Source organism: Aquipluma nitroreducens (assembly GCF_009689585.1).
Classification (GTDB): Bacteria; Bacteroidota; Bacteroidia; order Bacteroidales; family Prolixibacteraceae; genus Aquipluma; species Aquipluma nitroreducens.
Genome location: NZ_AP018694.1, coordinates 2,570,842 through 2,591,911, shown reverse-complemented (window position 1 = coordinate 2,591,911; position 21,070 = coordinate 2,570,842). Strand labels below are relative to the sequence as shown.

The 21,070-nt window shown below is 35.8% G+C and carries 19 protein-coding genes; 10 read left to right on the top strand and 9 right to left on the bottom strand.

Annotated elements, in window-relative coordinates; all coding sequences use genetic code 11:
- Positions 1–67: 67 nt before the first annotated feature.
- Positions 68–1,096, top strand: coding sequence for an L-threonine 3-dehydrogenase (tdh, locus tag AQPE_RS10865; protein WP_318351081.1), 1,029 nt, complete (start codon positions 68–70; stop codon positions 1,094–1,096).
- Positions 1,097–1,149: 53 nt separating this feature from the next.
- On the opposite strand, the gene AQPE_RS10860 is transcribed toward tdh, so the two are convergent.
- Both AQPE_RS10860 and AQPE_RS10855 read right to left on the bottom strand, forming a co-directional pair.
- A complete protein-coding gene (locus tag AQPE_RS10860) occupies positions 1,150–2,166 on the bottom strand; it encodes a DUF4421 family protein (RefSeq protein WP_318351080.1) in 1,017 nt (338 codons plus the stop codon).
- A 1-nt stretch (position 2,167) separates the two neighbouring features.
- The gene (locus AQPE_RS10855) at positions 2,168–2,935 is read right to left on the bottom strand and encodes an exodeoxyribonuclease III (RefSeq protein WP_318351079.1); all 768 of its coding nucleotides are present in this window, start codon (positions 2,933–2,935) and stop codon (positions 2,168–2,170) included.
- Between the two features lie 74 nt (positions 2,936–3,009).
- On the opposite strand from AQPE_RS10855, the gene rsgA reads away from it, so the two are divergent.
- Entirely contained in the window at positions 3,010–3,954 is a 945-nt protein-coding gene (rsgA, locus tag AQPE_RS10850) for a ribosome small subunit-dependent GTPase A (protein ID WP_318351078.1), read from the top strand.
- A gap of 64 nt (positions 3,955–4,018) precedes the next feature.
- On the opposite strand, the gene uvrC is transcribed toward rsgA, so the two are convergent.
- The 6 genes from uvrC to AQPE_RS10820 are packed head-to-tail and all read right to left on the bottom strand — an operon-like array spanning position 4,019 to position 12,179.
- Positions 4,019–5,827, bottom strand: coding sequence for an excinuclease ABC subunit UvrC (gene uvrC, locus AQPE_RS10845; RefSeq protein WP_318351077.1), 1,809 nt, complete (start codon positions 5,825–5,827; stop codon positions 4,019–4,021).
- Positions 5,828–5,851: 24 nt separating this feature from the next.
- Complete coding sequence (locus tag AQPE_RS10840) at positions 5,852–6,370, bottom strand: adenine phosphoribosyltransferase (protein WP_318351076.1); 519 nt, start codon at positions 6,368–6,370, stop codon at positions 5,852–5,854.
- Between the two features lie 30 nt (positions 6,371–6,400).
- Entirely contained in the window at positions 6,401–8,278 is a 1,878-nt protein-coding gene (gene mnmG / locus AQPE_RS10835; RefSeq protein ID WP_318351075.1) for a tRNA uridine-5-carboxymethylaminomethyl(34) synthesis enzyme MnmG, read from the bottom strand.
- A complete protein-coding gene (gene ybeY, locus AQPE_RS10830; protein ID WP_318351074.1) occupies positions 8,279–8,722 on the bottom strand; it encodes an rRNA maturation RNase YbeY in 444 nt (147 codons plus the stop codon).
- Positions 8,722–9,120, bottom strand: coding sequence for an ATP-binding protein (locus tag AQPE_RS10825; RefSeq protein WP_318351073.1), 399 nt, complete (start codon positions 9,118–9,120; stop codon positions 8,722–8,724). Before AQPE_RS10825 ends, ybeY begins: the two co-directional genes overlap by 1 nt.
- A gap of 2 nt (positions 9,121–9,122) precedes the next feature.
- Entirely contained in the window at positions 9,123–12,179 is a 3,057-nt protein-coding gene (locus tag AQPE_RS10820) for a DUF4175 family protein (protein ID WP_318351072.1), read from the bottom strand.
- A gap of 738 nt (positions 12,180–12,917) precedes the next feature.
- Here AQPE_RS10820 and AQPE_RS10815 point away from each other — a divergent pair.
- Both AQPE_RS10815 and ruvB read left to right on the top strand, forming a co-directional pair.
- Positions 12,918–13,307, top strand: a complete 390-nt coding sequence (locus AQPE_RS10815) for a response regulator (RefSeq protein ID WP_318351071.1) — start codon at positions 12,918–12,920, stop codon at positions 13,305–13,307.
- 70 nt (positions 13,308–13,377) lie between these two features.
- Entirely contained in the window at positions 13,378–14,400 is a 1,023-nt protein-coding gene (gene ruvB / locus AQPE_RS10810; RefSeq protein WP_318351070.1) for a Holliday junction branch migration DNA helicase RuvB, read from the top strand.
- Here ruvB and AQPE_RS10805 read toward each other — a convergent pair.
- Positions 14,387–15,457 (bottom strand): glutaminyl-peptide cyclotransferase, encoded by a 1,071-nt coding sequence (locus AQPE_RS10805; RefSeq protein ID WP_318351069.1) that lies wholly within the window; start codon positions 15,455–15,457, stop codon positions 14,387–14,389. The two genes, ruvB and AQPE_RS10805, sit on opposite strands and share 14 nt — an antisense overlap.
- Positions 15,458–15,582: 125 nt before the next feature.
- Between AQPE_RS10805 and AQPE_RS10800 the strand changes: the two genes are divergently transcribed.
- The 6 genes from AQPE_RS10800 (at position 15,583) to dut (ending at position 21,070) form a co-directional block, all read left to right on the top strand.
- Positions 15,583–17,055 carry an oligosaccharide flippase family protein gene (locus AQPE_RS10800; RefSeq protein WP_318351068.1) on the top strand — a complete coding sequence of 491 codons (1,473 nt, stop codon included), beginning with the start codon at positions 15,583–15,585 and terminating at the stop codon, positions 17,053–17,055.
- A 49-nt stretch (positions 17,056–17,104) separates the two neighbouring features.
- Positions 17,105–17,542, top strand: coding sequence for a ribose 5-phosphate isomerase B (gene rpiB, locus AQPE_RS10795; RefSeq protein WP_318351067.1), 438 nt, complete (start codon positions 17,105–17,107; stop codon positions 17,540–17,542).
- 2 nt (positions 17,543–17,544) lie between these two features.
- Positions 17,545–18,915: a lactate utilization protein B gene (locus AQPE_RS10790; RefSeq protein WP_318351066.1), complete on the top strand. Its 1,371-nt coding sequence runs from the start codon at positions 17,545–17,547 to the stop codon at positions 18,913–18,915.
- Positions 18,916–18,920: 5 nt separating this feature from the next.
- Positions 18,921–19,364 (top strand): RrF2 family transcriptional regulator, encoded by a 444-nt coding sequence (locus AQPE_RS10785; protein WP_318351065.1) that lies wholly within the window; start codon positions 18,921–18,923, stop codon positions 19,362–19,364.
- A gap of 54 nt (positions 19,365–19,418) precedes the next feature.
- Complete coding sequence (gene hemW, locus AQPE_RS10780) at positions 19,419–20,549, top strand: radical SAM family heme chaperone HemW (protein WP_318351064.1); 1,131 nt, start codon at positions 19,419–19,421, stop codon at positions 20,547–20,549.
- Positions 20,550–20,635: 86 nt separating this feature from the next.
- Positions 20,636–21,070, top strand: a complete 435-nt coding sequence (dut, locus tag AQPE_RS10775; RefSeq protein ID WP_318351063.1) for a dUTP diphosphatase — start codon at positions 20,636–20,638, stop codon at positions 21,068–21,070.

Below are 21,070 nucleotides of genomic sequence, written 5' to 3'. Positions count from 1 at the left end.
TGATTTTCATTCTATATTATAATTTCTGAACCCACTAATATTGTATCACATTTATCATACTAGAACAATGAAAGCAATTGTAAAAATCAAACCTGAAAAAGGAATTTGGATGACGGATGTTCCAATGCCCGTTATTGGTCCAAACGATGTTTTAATCAAAATCAAAAAATCAGCAATCTGCGGAACCGATTTGCATATATACAAATGGGACGAATGGGCACAAAATACCATCAAAACCCCACTTGTTATCGGACACGAATACATGGGAACCGTAGTTGAAAAAGGCTCGGAAGTATCGCGAGTTTTTATCGGGGATAGGGTTACCGTAGAAGGACATATTTCATGCGGTTTTTGCCGAAACTGTAGGCGTGGACGGCAACATATTTGTGATCATACAGTTGGAATTGGCGTTAACCGCGACGGTGGTTTTGCTGAATATGTTGCGGTTCCAGCTTCAAATGTGTTGAAAGTTGATGATCGGATATCAGACGAATTAATGTCGATAATGGATCCGTTGGGCAATGCAACCCACACGGCACTGTCTTTTCCACTTCTTGGAGAAGATGTTTTAATTACCGGAATCGGTGGACCCATCGGAGCGATGGCTACAGCCGTTTGTAAGTACGCAGGGGCCCGTTATATAGTTGGTACCGATTTAAGCGAATATCGCCGTAATTTGGCCCTTAAAATGGGTGCCACGAAAGTTATTGACCCTCGCACTGAAAGTATAAAAGATGCCATGAAATCGCTGGGAATGGTAGGCGGTTTCGATATTGGTCTTGAATGCAGCGGATCTTCTGCTGCATTTGGCGACATGGTCGAGAATATGTACAACGGAGGTAAAATATCATTATTAGGCCTTCTACCATCTTCAACCCAAATTAATTGGAGCAAACTTATATTTAAAGGTTTGACAATGAAAGGAATATATGGCCGAGAAATGTACGAAACCTGGTACCAGATGGAAATGATGCTTTCACACGGATTAGATATTGCCCCAGTGATAACTCACCGGTTTCCAGCAGATGATTATCAGGAAGCATTCAGGATAATGGAAGAAGGAAATTGCGGAAAAATCATTCTGGATTGGGAATAAAATATTAACATAACATTTACAGAAAAGGCTTTCATCATTGAAGGCCTTTTTTATTACTCTTTTCGCAGTGTAAATCTTTTTCCCAAAGAAATTTGCATAAAATTAGTTCCATTACCAATACCCAAATCATTGTATTTCAAATTAGTATATTGAGTAGAACGAATAATTCCTATTCGCAGGTAATACCGATTAAACCGATAACCAATTCCTATTCGGCCGGAATGATTCATACTGAATCGCCACCGATTAATCTCACTATCCACTTCCCCACCAAACGTATTGTCCTGAACACCAGTACCTAAAATATACGACAATGTAAATATTCCATTCCGAAGAAATATCAGAGAATAGGCATATCCAATGTTTGCATTAAAAGCTAAAACACCAGATTTTGATATTTCTCTTGATTTTAAAAAATACTTAGGATCAATTTCACGTGGAACAATTGAAGAATCAGCCTTAGTTCGATAAGAAATGATACTTCCACCAGCTAATAATGAACCTGCACTTTTTTTCTGTCGTTCGGTATCGCTAAAAGCCGCGCGATATGAAAAACGAGAGTTATTAAAAATGTAATTTACACTTATCCCGATGTTTGCTGACGAAATATCAGGACGTTGGTAATCCTTATCTTTCGTGTATGAAGATAGATGAGATGAGGAATTAACCAAATAATATCCTTTCAAAAAGGAAGTTAAAAGATCAATCGTAAACTTACTTGAGTAAATATAGCTCTGAATTCCAATTCGTTTGGTCTCACCATGCTTAAACTCACTGTTTTGAAATATAGGAACTTTTGTTGCCAAACTAAGACCGAATGATCTGAAATTAACACCAGCACCCAAGTTGAAATAACCGTTAGGAAGGTATTTCAAATGATAAGAACTATTTAAATCACTCAAATCAAGTGAATGAGTCTTTTCTCCTGAATACATTCTAATAATCAAATCATTATAATAACTCTCGATGTAATTTGTATCCTTTTTTGCTTTTAAATAACCCTTCAATGATTTGGATTCAGCAGAAAAATATAAAATCAAGAAACAAAAGACAATTAAAATTTTACGCATGTCAAAAATCTACATCAACTAAAACCGGACAGTGATCAGAATGAACAGCCATCGGTAAAATTTTAGCATTTACTAATTTATCTTTTAAGTTGCTGGTGATCATATGATAATCAATTCGCCAACCTTTGTTGTTCTGTCGTGCTCCAGCCCGATAACTCCACCACGAAAATTGATGTTTTTCCTGATTGAATTCACGAAAACTATCCACATAGCCGTCCTCCACAAAATTAGCAAACCATTCCCGTTCCTCAGGCAAAAAACCAGATGTATCTTGTTGTTTTTCAGGATTATGAATATCAATCCACAACCTACAGATATTGTAATCACCCGAAATAATCAATTTACTTCTCGTTTTTCTCAATTCAGTAAGGTAATTTTGAAAATCTGAAAGAAAATCCATTTTGAAAGCCTGCCTGTTACCACCTGTTGTTCCGGAAGGGAAATATACGCTAATCACAGAAATATCACCAAAATCAGCACGAATAACCCTTCCTTCACTGTCATATTTTTCATTATTCATACCGTAAACCACCAGATCAGGTTCCAGTTTTGAAAAGATTGCGACCCCGCTATAGCCCCTTTTTTCCGCAGAGAAAGCAAAAGGATGATAGCCCAGTTTTTCAAATTCCAATTCGTGCATTTGACCAAGTTGAGCCTTAGTTTCCTGAAAACAAACAATATCAGGATTAACTTCCACTAAAAAATCGAATAATCCCTTCCCGATTGCCGAACGGATTCCATTTACATTATAGCTTAAAATCCTTTTCACAAATTTTACTACTTTTGATTCATATTAAATGAATTGCGAAAGTATAACGAATTAATTTAAAGCAAAAATATACATTGAAAAAAGGTATTGTTATTAAATCAACCGGTAGTTGGTACACGGTAAAAACAGAAGAAGGCAACTTGATTGAAAGCAGAATCAAAGGAAATTTACGACTAAAAGGAATCAGAAGTACGAACCCTATTGCTGTTGGTGATCATGTTGAAATTATTGAATCAAACGAAGACAATAATATTGGCAGTCAGGTAGTTGGTCTAATTCATAAAATTTGGCCAAGAAACAATTACATCATACGCAAATCACCCAATCTATCCAAAGAATCACACATTATAGCAGCAAATATCGATCAGGCATTCTTGATCGTGACCATTCAATTTCCGGTTACAACTACAACTTTCATCGATCGTTTTTTGGTTTCTGCTGAAGCCTACCGAATTCCCTGCCACCTCATTTTCAACAAAATTGATCTTTACAACGATGAGCAAACGGCTGCGATGAATTCACTGATCGAAATTTATGAAATGGCAGGATACCAATGTTTGAAAATTTCAGCAAAAAAAGAGATTGGAATTCATAACCTCAGACAAATGATGACCAATAAAACAAATGTTTTTTCAGGTCATTCAGGAGTTGGAAAATCGACAATCATCAATTCGATGCTATCGAACATCGTTTTGAAAACCGGAGAAATTTCTGAAGCACATTTTTCAGGAAAACACACCACTACCAATTCTGAAATGTATGAACTTGATTTTGGCGGTTACATCATTGATACTCCTGGGATAAAAGGTTTCGGCGTTCTCGAAATGGAAAAAGAAGAAATCTCACACTACTTTCCTGAAATTTTCAGACTTTTGAATGAATGTCAGTATTACAATTGTACCCACACTCACGAACCTCATTGTGCAGTGAAAAAATCAGTTGAAGAAGGAAAAATTGCACTTAGTAGATACACTTCGTACCTTGGACTGCTCGAAGGAGAGGAAAAATATCGAAATTGATCTATTTCAACAGAATAAATGACACAAAAAAGGCTTAAATCTTACTGGTTTAAGCTTTTTTATTTCAATAGGTTAGCTTGTAAAAATCAAATATCAAACGTGCTTTAGAATCGCCTATTTCATCTGCAACCTCACGGAAGCCTTGGTTTTTGAGATTCTCGACACTCTTAAAACGCGTCAAAAGCGCAGTTCGGGTCTTCTCTCCTATTCCAGATATACTTTCAAGTTCAGATTTTATAAATTCGTTTGATCTTTTATTTCGGTGAAAAGTAATTCCGAACCGATGTGCCTCATCTCGTAAGTGCTGAATTAATTTTAAGGTTTCCGAATTTTTGTCAAGATAAAGCGGAACCGAATCGCCAGGGAAATAAATTTCCTCAAGGCGTTTGGCAATTCCAATAATTGCAACCTTTCCACGAAGTCCCAATTTTTCCAACGAATTCAGAGCAGCTCCAAGTTGTCCTTTTCCTCCATCAATCACAATTAACTGCGGTAACGATTTTTCTTCTTCGAGCAATCGCTTGTAACGACGATAAACCACTTCTTCCATTGACGCAAAATCATCTGGCCCCACTACTGTTTTTACATTGAAATGCCGGTAGTCCTTTTTGAAAGGACGAGCATCACGAAAAACCACACACGAAGAAACAGGATTTGTGCCTTGCAAATTACTGTTGTCGAAACATTCAATATGAGTTGGCTGAACTTTAAGTTGCAAATCTTTCTTCATCGTTTCCAGAATCCGATTTGCATTCTGCTCGGCCTTCGAAATAACTACATGTTTCATTTTCTCTAATCGGAAATATTTAGCATTCCGTTCAGACAAATCGAGAAGTTTCTTTTTATCTCCCTGCTTCGGAATTTGCAGCTTCACTCCTTCTAAATTAAAATCTAATTTAAATGGCACAAGAATTTCCTTTGCATTGCTGAATATTTTCTGTCGAATATCAATGATCGCAAATTCGAGTAATTCTGCCGGAGATTCATCAAGCACCTTCTTAATTTCCATGGTGTAAGTTTGCATGATGGCTCCACTCATTATTTTCAGATAATTGACATACGCAAAATTTTCATCCTGATCAATCGAAAAAACATCTACATCACTTATTGAATTGCTCACAACCGTTGAGCGAGATTGAAATTTTTCAAGCAAATCAAGTTTCTCCTTAATAAGAGCTGCGTCTTCAAATTTCATTTCCAAAGAATATTGTCGCATCAAATCCTTGAGATATTTAATAACTCCTGAAATATTTCCTTTCAATATCTCCTTTATTTGATCAATACTTTTCATGTATTGATCATGATCCAACTTTCCGACACAAGGACCTAAACAATTTCCTATATGATACTCCAAACAGACCTTAAATTTTCCTTGGCGTATTTGCTCCTCAGCTAAATTTAGTTTGCAATTACGCAATTTATAAAGTTTGCGAAAAAACTCCAAAAGTGTACGAACTGTAAGTATGGAGGTGTATGGACCAAAATAACCTGATCCATCTTTGATCACATTTCGGGTTTGAAATACTCGTGGAAAGCGCTCGTTCTTGATAACAATCCAAGGATAAGTCTTGTCATCTTTCAGCCTGATGTTATATCGAGGCTGATATTTCTTGATCAGATTATTTTCGAGCAATAAAGCATCTTGTTCGGTTTCAACAACCATGTGCCTAATGTCGGCAATATTTCGAACAAGCAATTCTGTTTTGCGGTTCTCCTGTGTTTTCTTAAAGTACGAACTAACCCGTTTTTTTAAGTTCTTTGCTTTTCCGACATAAATGATTTTTCCACTCTGATCAAAATACTGATATATTCCAGGCTGGTCAGGAAGAACAGAAACTAAAGACCGCAGATATTCAGCATTTTTTGAAACCATCAGAAATAAACTAAACTTAGGCGATTAATATTGAATTACAGAATGTGTTTCGTAATTCGCTAATTCAATTTTCTTTTCAGTCTGAATGAATGTCAAGTCACAAATAAAAGAGAAGTAAATTTTCTTCACATTCATTTGCTTAACCAGATTAAGCGCGGCGAGAGCCGTTCCGCCAGTCGCGAGCAAATCATCATGAATTAATACCACATCATCCTCAGTCAAAGCATCCACATGCATTTCAATAGAATCGACTCCGTATTCCAATTCATACGACTCATTAATAACAAGCGATGGTAATTTTCCTTTTTTTCGAATCGGAACAAAACCTGCATTAACGCAATAAGCTACAGCACCACCCACTATGAATCCACGCGACTCAAGCGATACAATTTTGGTAATTCCCTTGCCCTGACAATATTCTGAAATCTGATCGACAACATCTTTAAAAGCCGTCGGCTCTTTTAACAATGTTGTAATATCCTTAAAACTTATACCCTCAATTGGATAATCTTCCACCGTCCGAACATATTTTTTTAATTCCATAATCATTTTTTAAGAGTTCCACGTGGAACATTATCTTCCTAACAACACCAACAACACATTTATATCAGATGGACTTACCCCAGAAATCCGACTAGCCTGACCAATAGTATCTGGTTGAATTTCAGTAAGTTTTTGTCTAGCTTCGGTACTAATTGTATGAATTTGATGATAATCAAATCTACCAGTAATACTTATATTTTCAAGTCGTCTAAACTTATCAGCCACTAATTTTTCACGATCAATATACCCTGAATATTTTATCGCAATTTCGGCTGACTCTAAAATCTCAGTAAATCGATCCTTCGGAACATCACTCAAAAACACAGAAAAAGGTTTGATATCTTCAATCAAGTCGAAGATCGAAATCTGAGGACGAAGAATAACGTCAATAAACTTTACTCCCTGCTTCAAACTTGAAGAACCTTTTTGCTCTAGGATGTGATTCACAAATTGAGGTTTAATTGAAAAATTTGAGACAAATTCAACAATTTTATCAACCCAAATTCGCTTTTCAACATACAAATCGAAGCGCTCTTTTGTAGCTAATCCGATCTCATATGCACGAGGAGTAAGTCTAAAATCAGCATTATCTTGTCGTAATAAAATTCGGTATTCAGCTCTTGATGTAAACATTCGATAGGGTTCATCAACTCCTTTCATAACCAAGTCATCAACCAAAACGCCAATATAAGCCTCATCACGTTTCAAAATAAAGGGTTCTAATCCTTTTACTTTTAAGCTTGCATTAATCCCTGCAACAATACCTTGCGCAGCCGCCTCTTCATACCCAGTGGTTCCGTTAATCTGGCCTGCAAAGAAAAGATTCTCAATTAATTTTGTTTCGAGAGTATGTGTCAACTGAGTAGGATCAAAATAATCATATTCAATGGCGTAACCTGGTCTAAAAATCTTAACATTTTCCAATCCAGGAACTTCTTTTAAAGCTTTCAACTGAATATCCCAAGGTAGACTTGAAGAAAACCCGTTAAGGTAATATTCTATCGTCTTTTCTCCCTCTGGTTCCAGAAAAAGCTGATGAGAAGTGCGTTCGGCAAAAGTAACAATCTTGGATTCAATACTTGGGCAATACCGTGGACCACTGCCAACAATAGTTCCATTATACATGGGAGAATCAGCAAACCCAGTTTCTAAAATGGAATGAACAGTAGAATTTGTATAGGTAATCCAACAACTTTTCTGCTTCAACTCAGTTTTTATTTCAGGAAGAAATGAAAATTTAGAACTGATTTCATCACCCTTCTGTTCCTCCATTTTCGAAAAATCAATAGATCTGCCATCAATCCGAACAGGAGTACCTGTTTTCAGCCTCCCAGTCTTAAAACCAACATTAAATAACTGATCTGAAATATGATACGAAGAATTTTCGCCAATACGACCACCTTCCATCTGCGAACGGCCAATGTGCATCAAACCATTCAAGAAAGTACCATTTGTAAGGATAACAGAACTAGAATAAAAGTCAACACCTATCTTAGTTTTCACTCCACCTACCACATTGTCTTTTATATGAAGAGAAACAACTACATCCTGCCAAAGATCCAAATTAGCGGTATTCTCTAAAATATTTCTCCAGTTTTCAGTAAATCTTGCACGATCACTTTGTGATCTTGGGCTCCACATTGCGGGACCTTTCGATTTATTGAGCATACGAAACTGAACGCTAGACATATCAGTAACTATTCCGGAAAAACCTCCAAGCGCATCAATTTCACGAATAATTTGACCTTTCGCAATTCCTCCCATAGCGGGATTACAAGACATTTGCGCATATTTGGTCATATCCATTGTAATTAACAATGTTCTTGAACCCAAATTTGCCGCTGCCACAGCCGCTTCACATCCCGCATGACCACCTCCAACTACAATAACATCGTAAAACGGTAACATCTAAACATTTTTAATAATTAAGTAACTATCGTTGAACAGTTTAAGGTATAAATCTTCCTTTTCTGTCATTAAAAGTTTATCTTTTTTTGTCTTATCCTTATATCCCAATAAATGAAGCACTCCATGAATCAGAATTCGATGAACTTCATCGTCAAAACTAGTTTCAAATACTTTTGAATTCTCTTTAACCCGATCAACACTAATAAAGATATCTCCATTAATCACAATCCCTTCTACATTATCGAAAGTAATGATATCAGTATAATAATCGTGATTTAAATATTTTCTATTCACGTCAAGTAAATACTCATCGGAACAAAAAATAAAGGAGATGTCCCCCACCCGCTTTCCTTCAATTGAAATGACTTGCTTAATCCAACCCGAAGCAATACGTTTCTTGATTTTTGGAAAAGCTATATCTTCGTTAAAATAATGCACACTCATTAAACTAAACTATATAAAATCTGTATTTTATTTCCTCCATTATAAAAATAAACTTCATCAGCAATCTGTTGTATCAGGAAAAGACCTCTGCCATTTTCCTTCTTCCGGTTTTCAGGCTGAGTTGGATCTCCAACATCATCCAAAGAAAAACCAGATCCTTCATCTCTCACAGTTAAAACCAATTTATTTTCATCATACAGAAAACTGATAAAAACCTTTTTAGAACAATCACTTTTATTTCCGTGAACAATTGAATTACTAACAGCTTCGCATAACCCTAATAAAACACGATTGAAATACTCGCGATTTAAATTTGTATCAGTAAAAATCTGATTCAAAAATAACCTCAAATTATTCAACTCTTTGAGTTCAGAAGCTATAATCAATTCACGTTCCAAAATTAATTCTTTATGCGGTTTAAAAAATTACTATATTTCTGATCGTAAAAATTACGCAACTTATAATTGCTTCTTTTTATCAACTCATTTTCATTTTTAAACTTTGTATTATACTCAAAGTAACCTTCAGGGTTTCCATTCTTTACGTCGATTGCCGTTTTTGATTCCCTTTTGTCTTCAAAATCGCGTTCAATTTCAGATTTCTCTGCATCAAGTAACTTCGATAAAATTAAATTCTGCCGGTTAATTAATTCGTTGGTAACATTTTTATTGATTAGATCCTTTCTTGATTGCTCGAGTAACTGATCAATTGCCTTAAGCTGATCTGAAGCTTTAGATCCAACAGAACCACTATTCACCATATCGCGAATTAATTGCTGCATAATTTCCTGTTGAGCAAGAGTTTGTCCAATACTTTTGCTCAATTTACCCATATCTCCTTTCTTCATATGGTCAATCATCTGCTGCAATTGTTCCTTGATGGAACTTTGACTGTCCTTTAAGCTCTTCATGCCAGGTTTTGCTCCTTTACCTCCAGGTTTATCACAATCACCATCGCCAGGCATCGAATTCTTTTCCTGCTCCTTGATATTCTCCAGTGCCTCACTTAAATATAGAGCCAGATTATTTGCAGCCGTAATTCCGTATTGCTGGTACATGCGTGAAGCACCAATATTCCCTAATTCTAAATTATCGAAAGCTGAACCAACACTATTTTCAAGACCGATAATTTCCTTATTAATCACTGAACCAATTTCAGGAGTACGTTTTGCTAAAGCATATAAAGAATCCTTGACAAACACTACCTGAGACTGAAGATTCTTTTGCTTGATTTTTATATCGTTGACTAATGGATTATTAAAATCAATTGAGCTGAATTTATTTAAAATCTTCTCCTGATCAAAAGAAACAAGGATAAGATTATCAAGAACTTGCTTAATATCCTCAATATTTTCCTTGTTTTGCTTACTCTTGTTGTTCTGCAGCATTTGATTCAATGCAAATACAAGCTGATCAATACTTTTACTATTCTTTTCAATTCCTGTAGAAGTTTTACGTTTATTTCCCCTTTCTGAATCATCTAAAACTTTAGAGTAATTATCTTTAATTGTAGAAAACTCCTTATCAAAATTGAATAAATTAAGTGGTTTTTCAAGCGTTTTGTTAATTTCAAGAGCTCCATTGTAATCATTTTCAAGATTTTTCAAAAGAGAATCATTTTCCCTTTCCTCTTGATTAATCTGTATCAAATCAGAGCGCTTTTCCAATTTTTCCAAATTAGCTTTTTCCGAAATGACCAAATTCTTCAACTCCTCAATTACACGTTCAACTTTTTGTTCAACCTTCATTTTTTTAAGCAATTGAACATTTTTATCCAATTGTTTAGCCAGATCATCCAAACTTGTATCCATTTCTTTTGACAACTGATCAAACTTTTTCGGATCAAATTGCTTAGCCAACTCATTAAACTGCTCAAAAAGCTTCTTCAAATCATCGCTAAATACATCTTTCAAAAGCTCATCAATTTGTTGTTGCTTTTTCAATATCTCACTTTTCTCTTCCGAAAAAGAATTCAGAAAATTATTGGCATCTTTATTCTGCTGCTTAATTTGATTTAGTACATTTTCAAGATCAGTTTTCTTGCTCATTATATCCTTTACTGTCTGAAATTTTTCCCATTCAGACAATTCAGAATTAATCTGCTTCATTTTAAAATCTTTGAACTCCTGTTGAATTTCTTCAGTTAGTTTGGCACTCTTTTTAAACAATTGATCTATAGAATTTTGATCAGAATTTTCTTTGGCTAAAATTTCTTTGTAATCTGGAAAAGTAAAAGTATAGGTTTCGCTAATCGTTTTCTTAAAATGACTAACGAAATCATTATCAAACACAGAAAAGTAATACTTAATTGATTTTCCAAAAAATTTAACCGATTCAAAATCAAAAGTATAATAAAAATCCTGACTTAACAGAAATGGAGTAAACGGTATACTAATCGAACTATCCCTTCCTTCGGCGCTAATGTTAAAATCAAGCTTATTAAACCCATAATCATCAACGATATTCCCCTTAAAATGAAAAACTTTGAAATCGACAGAATCGCTTACCTGAACAACTTTTATTTCAGGATACAGATCTGAAATAGTCTGAATTTTATAAACCAGGTTATTTTCATCCTTAAGTTTCGAATTTCGAATCGATATCCTATATTCTGCATCAGTATAAAATGTCTTCGAAATTTCAAAAATATTTCCAGTCTTTTTTCCTTCTAATCGAGTGCTATCATTAAAAAGTACGGTCAAGCTATCGGTATCAACAGTAGTAAAATTCCATTTGACAGTAGTTCCGGAAGCAATCTTTAAATCGCCAATATTCTTTATATTCTCTGAACTAAGATTGGTATACGATGGCGGTTGAATATCAACACTGAATGATGAAATAAAGGGTTTATTAAGTACTATTATCTTATAAATTTCAGACACATATTTTTTATCAGTAAAATAAAATGAAATGGAACTATTCACATTTTCCACAGTATATTTATATAATCCATCCTCGCGAGTCATTAAATAATTATTACCACTAAAATTGATGTACATCATTTCTGGTAAATCTTTTCCCGAACAACGTAATTTCAGTTCAACAGACTCTCCGGTTACAATTTCCATATCCTTATTTTCAAGATCAAAACTGTAAGGAGCGGGCTTCTCAAATTTTTGCTGAAAATGAATGAGCCTAACCGAACTTTCCTTAAAAAAATCAGGAGTCCACAAAAAAACTGTTAGAAACAAAATAAATACACTTACTAACAGGGTAAATACAATCTTTAAATCTTTAAATTTAATAGAATCAGAAAAACTAAAGATTTTTAATTCATTAATTTTCTGATCAATACTGGCTTCCTTTAGTTCAGGTGAATAAATTGAGCTTGATTCATTTTCCAGTTCTATTATATTAATCAGCTTATCTTTAATTTCAGGATATGTGCTACTTAATTGATTAGAAACATCATAATAAGTTAAACGCCTACCAATTCCTAAGAGTTTTATTCCAGGCAATATCAGAAAATAAATAAGTATAAAAAGAGTAAAAAGAAAAGTAACAACAACAATCAACAATTTAATATTAGGATTAAAGTAATTGATAAATTCAAGGATAGATACTAAACTATAATAAGCTATAATTAAGAGTATAAACAGTATTATACCCCTTATCAAGTGATAGAGATAAAATTTTCTGATGTAGGAATTCAGCTTATCAACAAACTGTTTATAGTTTTTATTCATCTTTATAATAAATTCATTTTTAGACGATTAAAATATTACTTTTTAAACATCCTAAAAATTTACTTGTTTATAAGTTCATCTAAATAATTTATAAAATCGAACAAAGATATAGTTTGAAAATTGTATTAAATATTTTTCCCGTACATACAAGACAAATTAATTAATTCTATTCACCCTACATTTCAACAAAAATATGATCAATTTAAAATCAGCTTTTATTGAAAAACACAGAAATTAACAGTTGTTAATACAGAACAGACTAACTTTAAAATCAAAATATTATGATGTTAACAACCCGTTTAAAAAATAAGATAAAAACACATTTTTTAGATAAGCAAGTTTAACTTTAAAAAGATATCAAGTGTATGAACAGGACATATACATATTCATTCTTTTTAATTAGATTTAGAAAATAAATAATATAAATACTGATTGAAAATAAATTAAAGATTAGGGTTTCCTTTTAATGTTTCATAGAATATACTATATTCGTTGAATTGATTGAATGGTATGGGAGAGAGTTTAGCTATATTACTTGTGGAAGATAATCTTTTAAACCAACGTATAGTTACGTTTAGTTTAAAGAAGTTTAATCATGAAGTGGTTATTGCCAACAACGGTGTTGAAGCAATTGAACACTTTTGTCAACGTAAGTTTGATGTAATTTTGATGGATATAATGATGCCAGTCATGGACGGAATCGAAGCTACAGTCAAAATACGAGAGTTTGAAAACAAGAATAAGATAGAAAAAAGAACTCCTATAATTGCCCTTACTGCCAATACAATGGATAATGATCGCGATAAATGTATTTCATACGGAATGGATGAGTTTATGGCTAAACCTTTTGATATTGAAAAGCTTAATTCAATATTTGATGAGCTTAAAATTCCTTCCTGAATTTATCACTGATTTAATTTAAAACTTCCATCTTAATTTTTTTACTTTTGGCTAGGTTTAAAAGCTAAAAATGAGCGAACATTTTGATTTCAGAGATGAATCCTTTTCAGATAATGAAAAAGATATTGACAAACAGTTAAGGCCACTTGATTTTGACGATTTTAGTGGCCAGAATAAAATTGTTGAAAATCTGAAAATATTTGTCAAAGCTGCTAAAATGCGAGGCGAAGCTTTAGACCATGTTTTGCTTCATGGCCCACCCGGACTTGGAAAAACAACACTTTCAAACATTATTGCCAATGAACTTGGAGTTTCCTTAAAATTAACTTCAGGACCAGTTTTAGATAAGCCAGGTGATTTAGCCGGATTATTAACCAATCTTGAACCAAATTCCGTTCTTTTCATTGATGAGATTCATCGTTTAAGTCCTATCGTTGAAGAATACCTGTATTCGGCAATGGAGGATTACAAGATTGATATCATGATTGACAAAGGACCCAGTGCACGGTCAATACAGCTCGAATTAAACCCTTTCACATTAATTGGTGCAACTACGCGCTCAGGTTTACTAACCAGTCCCCTAAGGGCTCGTTTTGGCATTAAAGCGCATCTGGAATATTACGATGTTGATGTACTTACTAAAATAGTAAAACGCTCGGCTTTTATTTTGAATGTAAAAATAAGCGATCAGGCAGCTGTGGAAATAGCAACCCGCAGCCGTGGAACTCCCCGAATTGTAAATGCATTGTTGCGTCGTGTCAGGGATTTTGCCCAGGTAAAGGGAAATGGAAGTATTGATATTGAAATTACTTTATACTCACTTGATGCGCTGAATATCGATAAATTTGGACTGGACGAAATGGACAATAAAATTCTGCTGACCATTATCGATAAATTTAAAGGCGGACCTGTTGGTTTATCAACAATTGCTACAGCTGTTGGTGAGGATACCGGTACAATTGAAGAAGTATATGAACCATTCCTGATTATGGAAGGCTTTTTGAAACGTACACCGCGTGGACGTGAAGTTACCGATTTAGCCTATAAGCACTTAGGCAAAATTCATTACGGCGACTCCCCTACTCTTTTTTAATCGGTTTTATTTCAAATAATTTTGGATATAGTTTTCCGGTGACATACATCTTTTTTGTTACCGGATCGATAGCTATTCCATTTAAAACATCAACTTGCTTGTCTGTATTTGATAAAGTAAGAATGCCTTCTAAATCAATTTTAGCTAGAACTTTGCCTGTTTGCGGATCAATTTTTAAAATTAAGTTGGTAGTCCATAAGTTAGCGTAGATGAATCCGTCAGAATATTCAAGTTCATTCAAATATAAAACTTGATCTTTATCGTCGTAAACCTGAAGCTTTTTAACAGCTTTCAATGTCGTTGGGTCGAGATAAGTTAGAATATTTGTACCATCATCCATAATCAGGTATTTTTCATCGTGAGTCATTCCCCAACCCTCTGTAGATTCGAAATGAAAACTGTCAATAAGAGCCATATTTTCAAGATTGTAAATAAATCCAACCTTCGTTTTATAAGTTAATTGGTAAATCTTATTATTGAAAATGGTAATTCCTTCGCCAAAATATTTATCAGCAAGTTTCACCGATTTTACTGTTTTACCGGTTTTCAGGTTGTTTTTGTAAAGAAACGATTTGCCGTTTTCACCCGTACTTTCATAAATAAATCCGTCATGAATTTCCAAACCTTCAGTAAAAGATGTTTCATTATGTGGATAGGTTTGTACCACCTCATAGCCATATTTTTCGGGTATTACATCCGATAGAACCTCAAAGGTTTTAAAATAAACACCCTCTACCCCATCAGCTTTCACGGCTTGTGCTTTTATTGTGTGCTTGCCAAGGCTTTTAAAACCCTTTAAAGTGTAATTAAATTCGGTGTTTTTATTGGTAGTTACCAAAACAGAATCAACAAAAATATTGGTTTCTTTAAGTTCGCCATCTTTTACTTTCACTGCTATAGAAATATTAATATCGTCGCCATAAACGATTTTTTTATGAACCGATTCAGCGTTGATGCGAACAGCCGGCTTTCGTGATCGGTTTGCTTTGTTTGAGCACGAAAATGAGCTTATAAAAACAGATAGTACAATGAAAGTGGAGAATAGTCGGATATTCATTCGAATTATTTTAAGCAAAAACTGGCTTCAAAGATAAAACAAAATAAAAATCAATTGAGTCTCGGCATTAGTTTTAGCGATTGGTAAAGTATTTGGTTTATTATCTTTGCGCAAAATTTTCAATTGTGGGTGCGTTAAAAAAACTTGCGGGTGAAACGGCTATTTACGGCATGAGTAGTATTATCGGCCGATTCCTTAATTGGTGGCTGGTACCTTATTATTCACGTATTTTTCTTCCTGAAGAGTATGGCGTAGTAACCAATTTGTATTCATACGTGGCTTTTTTGTTGGTAATACTAACTTTTGGTATGGAAACCGGTTTTTTCAGGTATGCCAATAAGTCGCAACAGAACGACAAAATTTATTCAACCAGTGCATTTTCACTCTTCGGAAGCTCAATACTTTTCGTTATTATAGCATTCATTTTCTCCGGAAATTTTGCTGAATTTTTAGATTATCCCAACAGTGAAAAGTACATTCAATGGCTGGCTGTTATAGTTGCTCTTGATGCAGGTACTGCCATTCCGTTTGCCAATTTACGACTCGAAGGAAAAGCTATCCGGTTCGCAACACTGAAAATGGTCAATATCTTTTTTAATATTTTCTTCAATGTCTTTTTTCTTACGATTTGCCCTCGTATTTTAAAGTCTGATCCCGAAAGTTTTGTCAGCTTCATTTATCATCCTGAATTTGGCGTAGGGTATGTATTTGTTGCCAACTTGCTGGCTTCGGTAATTACGCTCATCATGCTTATTCCTGAAATCCGAAAGATAAAACTGATTTTTGACTGGCGACTTTTCCGTGAAATGTTCTGGTACTCCTTCCCTATTCTATTGGTTGGAATTGCAGGAATGATCAATCAGAATATCGATAAAATTTTGATTCCGAAGTTGATACCAACCGATCAAAAACCTATGGAACAGCTTGGTATTTACGGCGCCAATTACAAACTCGCCGTATTAATGAATATGTTTATTCAGGCTTTTCGCTATTCGTTCGAACCCTTCTTTTTTAGTCAGAAACAAAACAGTGATTCGCGTATTGTTTATGCTCAGGTAATGAAGTATTTCATCATTTTCGGGCTGCTAATATTTTTAGGAATTACATTGTTTATTGATTTCTTCAAAATTGTGATTGGCGCTGAGTATCATTCCGGATTAAAGGTTGTTCCGTCAGTTTTGATGGCCAATTTGTTTCTGGGAATCTATTTTAACTTATCGTTGTGGTATAAACTATCAGACAAAACATGGATGGGAGCTCTTATTGGCGGCATTGGCGCAGTTTTAACGATTGGTTTCAATGTGATGATGATCCCGACCATGGGTTACATGGGATCAGCTTATGCGGTACTGTTATGCTTCGTACTGATGACCATTATTTCATATGTAGTTGGCCAGAAGTATTACCGCGTTGACTACGATTTAAAACGAATCCTCCTTTATTTTGCAGTTGCAATTGGTTTTTATTCGATCTCCGGAACGGTACATTTTTCGATGGCAGTAGCTCAATATGCACTCAATATCAGTCTATTTGCTGCATTTTTAATCGTTGTATTTTTTGCCGAGAAGAAAGAAATTAAAAGATTAATCAAACGATAAACCGATAAAATACTATTTAGTATTATTTTTGAAAAATAATTGAATAGAAATGAAAAAGATGAAAATAGCCGTAGCCTCAGATCATGCAGGTTTCGAGCGCAAACAAACCGTGTTGAAATACCTTCAGGAGCAGGGAATTGAGTACAAAGATTTTGGTGCTTATTCGGCAGAAAGCAGCGATTATCCCGATTTTGCGCATCCACTTGCAGCCGCTGTAAGTAAAGGTGAATTCGACGAAGGAATTACACTTTGTGGAAGCGGAAATGGCATCAATATGACTGCGAACAAACATAAGGGAATACGTTCGGCAATTTGCTGGTTACCCGAAATTGCTGAACTGGCTCGCCTGCATAACGATGCAAATATTTGTGCACTTCCTGCTCGATATATTACCGATGAACAAGCCATTGAAATTGTAAAAATCTTCCTTTCAACAGGCTTTGAAGGTGGTCGTCATTTGAACAGAATCAACAAGATACCTTGTTAAAAATGTCGGAACAAAAAGAAATATTCCTACAAAAATCAGAAGAGATTGCATTCGATAAGAAACATCGGGCAATCATTAAATTCAACATGTCGAAATACGATGCTGCTGTTGATCGTGGCATGAAACGATATTCAAATCTGGATTTGGCAAAAACGAGGGCATCGTTTGTTAAATCGCAGGCAATAAATCATTTGCACGATTATTTAATTCAGTTCGAGAAAAATATAACTGCCCATGGAGCATCTGTGATTTGGGTCGAAAATACAGATGAAGCCATTGAGGCGGTAAAGAAAATCATGATCGAAAACAATTCGAAAACAGTGGTCAAAAGTAAATCGATGACCACCGAAGAAATTGATTTGAACGATCATCTGGAAGAGATTGGAGTTGAATCGCTTGAGACTGATTTGGGCGAATACATTGTGCAATTAGCCGGTGAAAAACCTTACCACATTGTTACCCCCTGCATGCACAAATCGCGTGGAGATATTGCTGAGCTTTTTACTGAAAAGTTTAATACTCCGGAAGGAAGTGCTCCTGAATATCTGACGGCGTGGGTCAGGAAAAAACTGCGCGCCAAATTTACGACTGCTGATGTGGGAATTACAGGAGCAAATTTTCTGGTTGCCGATGTTGGCGGAATTTGTTTGACTGAAAATGAAGGAAATGCACTGATGTCGGTTTCATTTCCTAAAATTCATATTGTGATTGCCGGTATCGAAAAAGTGATTCCGCGGATGCAGGATTTGGGTCTGATGTGGCCAATTCTGGCTGCACACGGAACAGGACAGCAAATTTCGGTATATAATTCACTGATCACCGGGCCTAAAAAATCATCGGAAGTTGACGGGCCCGAAAAAATGTTTGTGATCCTTCTGGATAATAAGCGCTCGGAGCTTTACCAAAACGATGAACAATACAGCGTTTTAAAGTGTATTCGCTGCGGCGCTTGTTTGAATGCTTGCCCGGTTTACAGGAACATTGGCGGATATACTTACGACGCAACTTACAGCGGACCAATAGGTTCGGTTATTACGCCATTTTTCAAAGGATTGAAAGAATACAATCACCTGAGTTCGGCTTGTTCGGTTTGTGGAAAATGCACTGAAGTTTGTCCGGTAAAAATTCCACTGCACCATATGCTGCTCATTAACCGACGAGATGCGGTGAGAGCCGGAGCAGGTGGATTTATTTGGAATTCAGGAATGAAAGGATATGAATTTGCTTTTTCTAAACGTAGTAGACTCGATTTAATGGGAGGAAAAACAAAAAATACGTTTGCTTTGTTGGGTGCTAATGCCTTGGGTGATAAGAAGCAAATACCAAAACTGGCCGACCGATCATTTAGCAAACAATGGACATCTAAAAAATAAAACCTATGCTATCCAATACATGTAAATATGCCGTTAGGGCACTCATTTATTTAGGTAAATACTCTGCTGACGGAACAAAAATAGGCATCAAGAAGATTTCAGCTGACCTTACTATCCCTACCCCATTTTTAGGAAAAATTCTTCAGAATCTGGTTAAACAAAAGATTTTGGTTTCAACCAAAGGACCCAATGGAGGTTTTGGTCTGGGAAGAAAAACCGATGAAATTTCACTGTACGATATTGTTCGTATTGTTGACGGAGATGATTTTTTCGACATGTGCCTCATTGGTCACCATACTTGTGCAACTCACGAGGCTGAAGAAAAACCCTGCCCGGTTCATGCCCTTTTTGGATCTATTCGCGCACAAATGCTGCAATTTTATCAGGAAACAACCCTTACGGGAATTCTGGGAGATATGACTGGATTCGAGGATCTGATCAAGCTATAAAGCATTTGTTTTTTAATATTTAGTCCTCGTAAATCAACAATTCAGTCATCATTAATGGCCGGAATCTACCTTCATATCCCTTTTTGTCGGAAACGTTGCCATTATTGCGATTTTTATAAATCGACAGATTTGAGTCAGAAAGCCCGGTTGCTGGAAGGCTTGCGAAAGGAACTTGAGAGTCGTGCATCGGAGTTGGCTTCCGAAGAAATTAATACCATTTATCTTGGAGGAGGGACGCCTTCGATTTTGTTGATTGACGAGTTAAAAGATATTTTACAGACCATCCGGCAGAATTATAACGTTGCCTCGGATGCTGAAATAACCATGGAGGCCAATCCCGACGACTTGAGCCAGGCCATTCTTTCAGCATTAAGAGAAGTTGGGTTTAACCGCCTGAGCATGGGAGTTCAATCGTTTTCTGAATCAGACCTTAAGCTGATGAACCGCCGACATGGTGTTATGCAAGCCGTTCAATCGGTGAAATGGGCCAAAACAGCCGGATTCGCGAACATCAGTATCGACTTGATTTACGGCTTACCAAACCAAACGCTGGAAGAGTGGGAGAGGAACGTTCGCATCGCCGTTGAGCTTGATGTTCAGCATATTTCGGCCTACAATCTGACGTATCATGAAGGCACCGTTTTTTACGATCGGCTCAAAAAGGGTATTCTGAAGGAATTGCCTGATGAGCTTAGTCTTCAGCAATTTGAATTACTAATCAGCATACTGAAAGATGCCGGATTTGAACATTACGAAATCTCTAATTTCTGCAAGCCAGGCCTTTATTCGCAGCACAACTCGTCGTATTGGAAAAGCAAAAAATACCTGGGCATCGGGCCATCGGCGCATTCGTTCGATTTGGTGACCCGTCGCTGGAATGTTTCTTCTGTTTCAGGATATTTAGACGGAGTAGAAAACAATAAACCATACAGCGAATCCGAAATTCTGACCGAACAGGATCGCTTTAACGACTACATCATTACGGGACTACGAACCATTTGGGGTATTTCAGAAGAGTTGATCCAAACCGAATTTTCTGATATTTATCTTGCACATTTTCAGGAGACAAGAGATCGATATTTAACTTCAGGTCATGTTATTGAAAATTCAGGAATAGTAGGCTTAAGTCCGGTTGGTTTATTTATTTCGGATCAGATTATGGCTGATTTCATGATAGTTGAATGATGCTAAATATTGTTAACGTACAAGGCCGATATGATTCATTCAAACTTTAAATCCATATCTTAGCAGCTTCAAAAACTGAAAGCAAAATGATCGTAAAAATTGTCAATAAATCCAATAATCCGCTACCTGAATATAGCACGGTACATTCTGCAGGAATGGATCTTCGAGCCAATCTTACTGAGCCAATCGTATTAAAACCTCTCGAACGGGTCTTGGTTCCGACCGGCCTGTTTATCGAATTACCAGTAGGTTTCGAGGCTCAGATTCGTCCAAGAAGTGGGCTGGCCTTGAAGAAAGGAATTACCGTTCTGAATTCTCCGGGAACAATTGATGCCGACTATCGTGGCGAAGTTGGAATTATCCTGATTAATCTGTCGAACGAAGAATTTGTGATTCAACATGGTGAGCGTATTTGTCAAATGGTTATCGCCAGACATGAACATATTGGATGGGAAGCGGTTGAAGTGTTGGATGAAACCGATCGTGGAGCCGGTGGTTTCGGACATACCGGTAAAAATTAG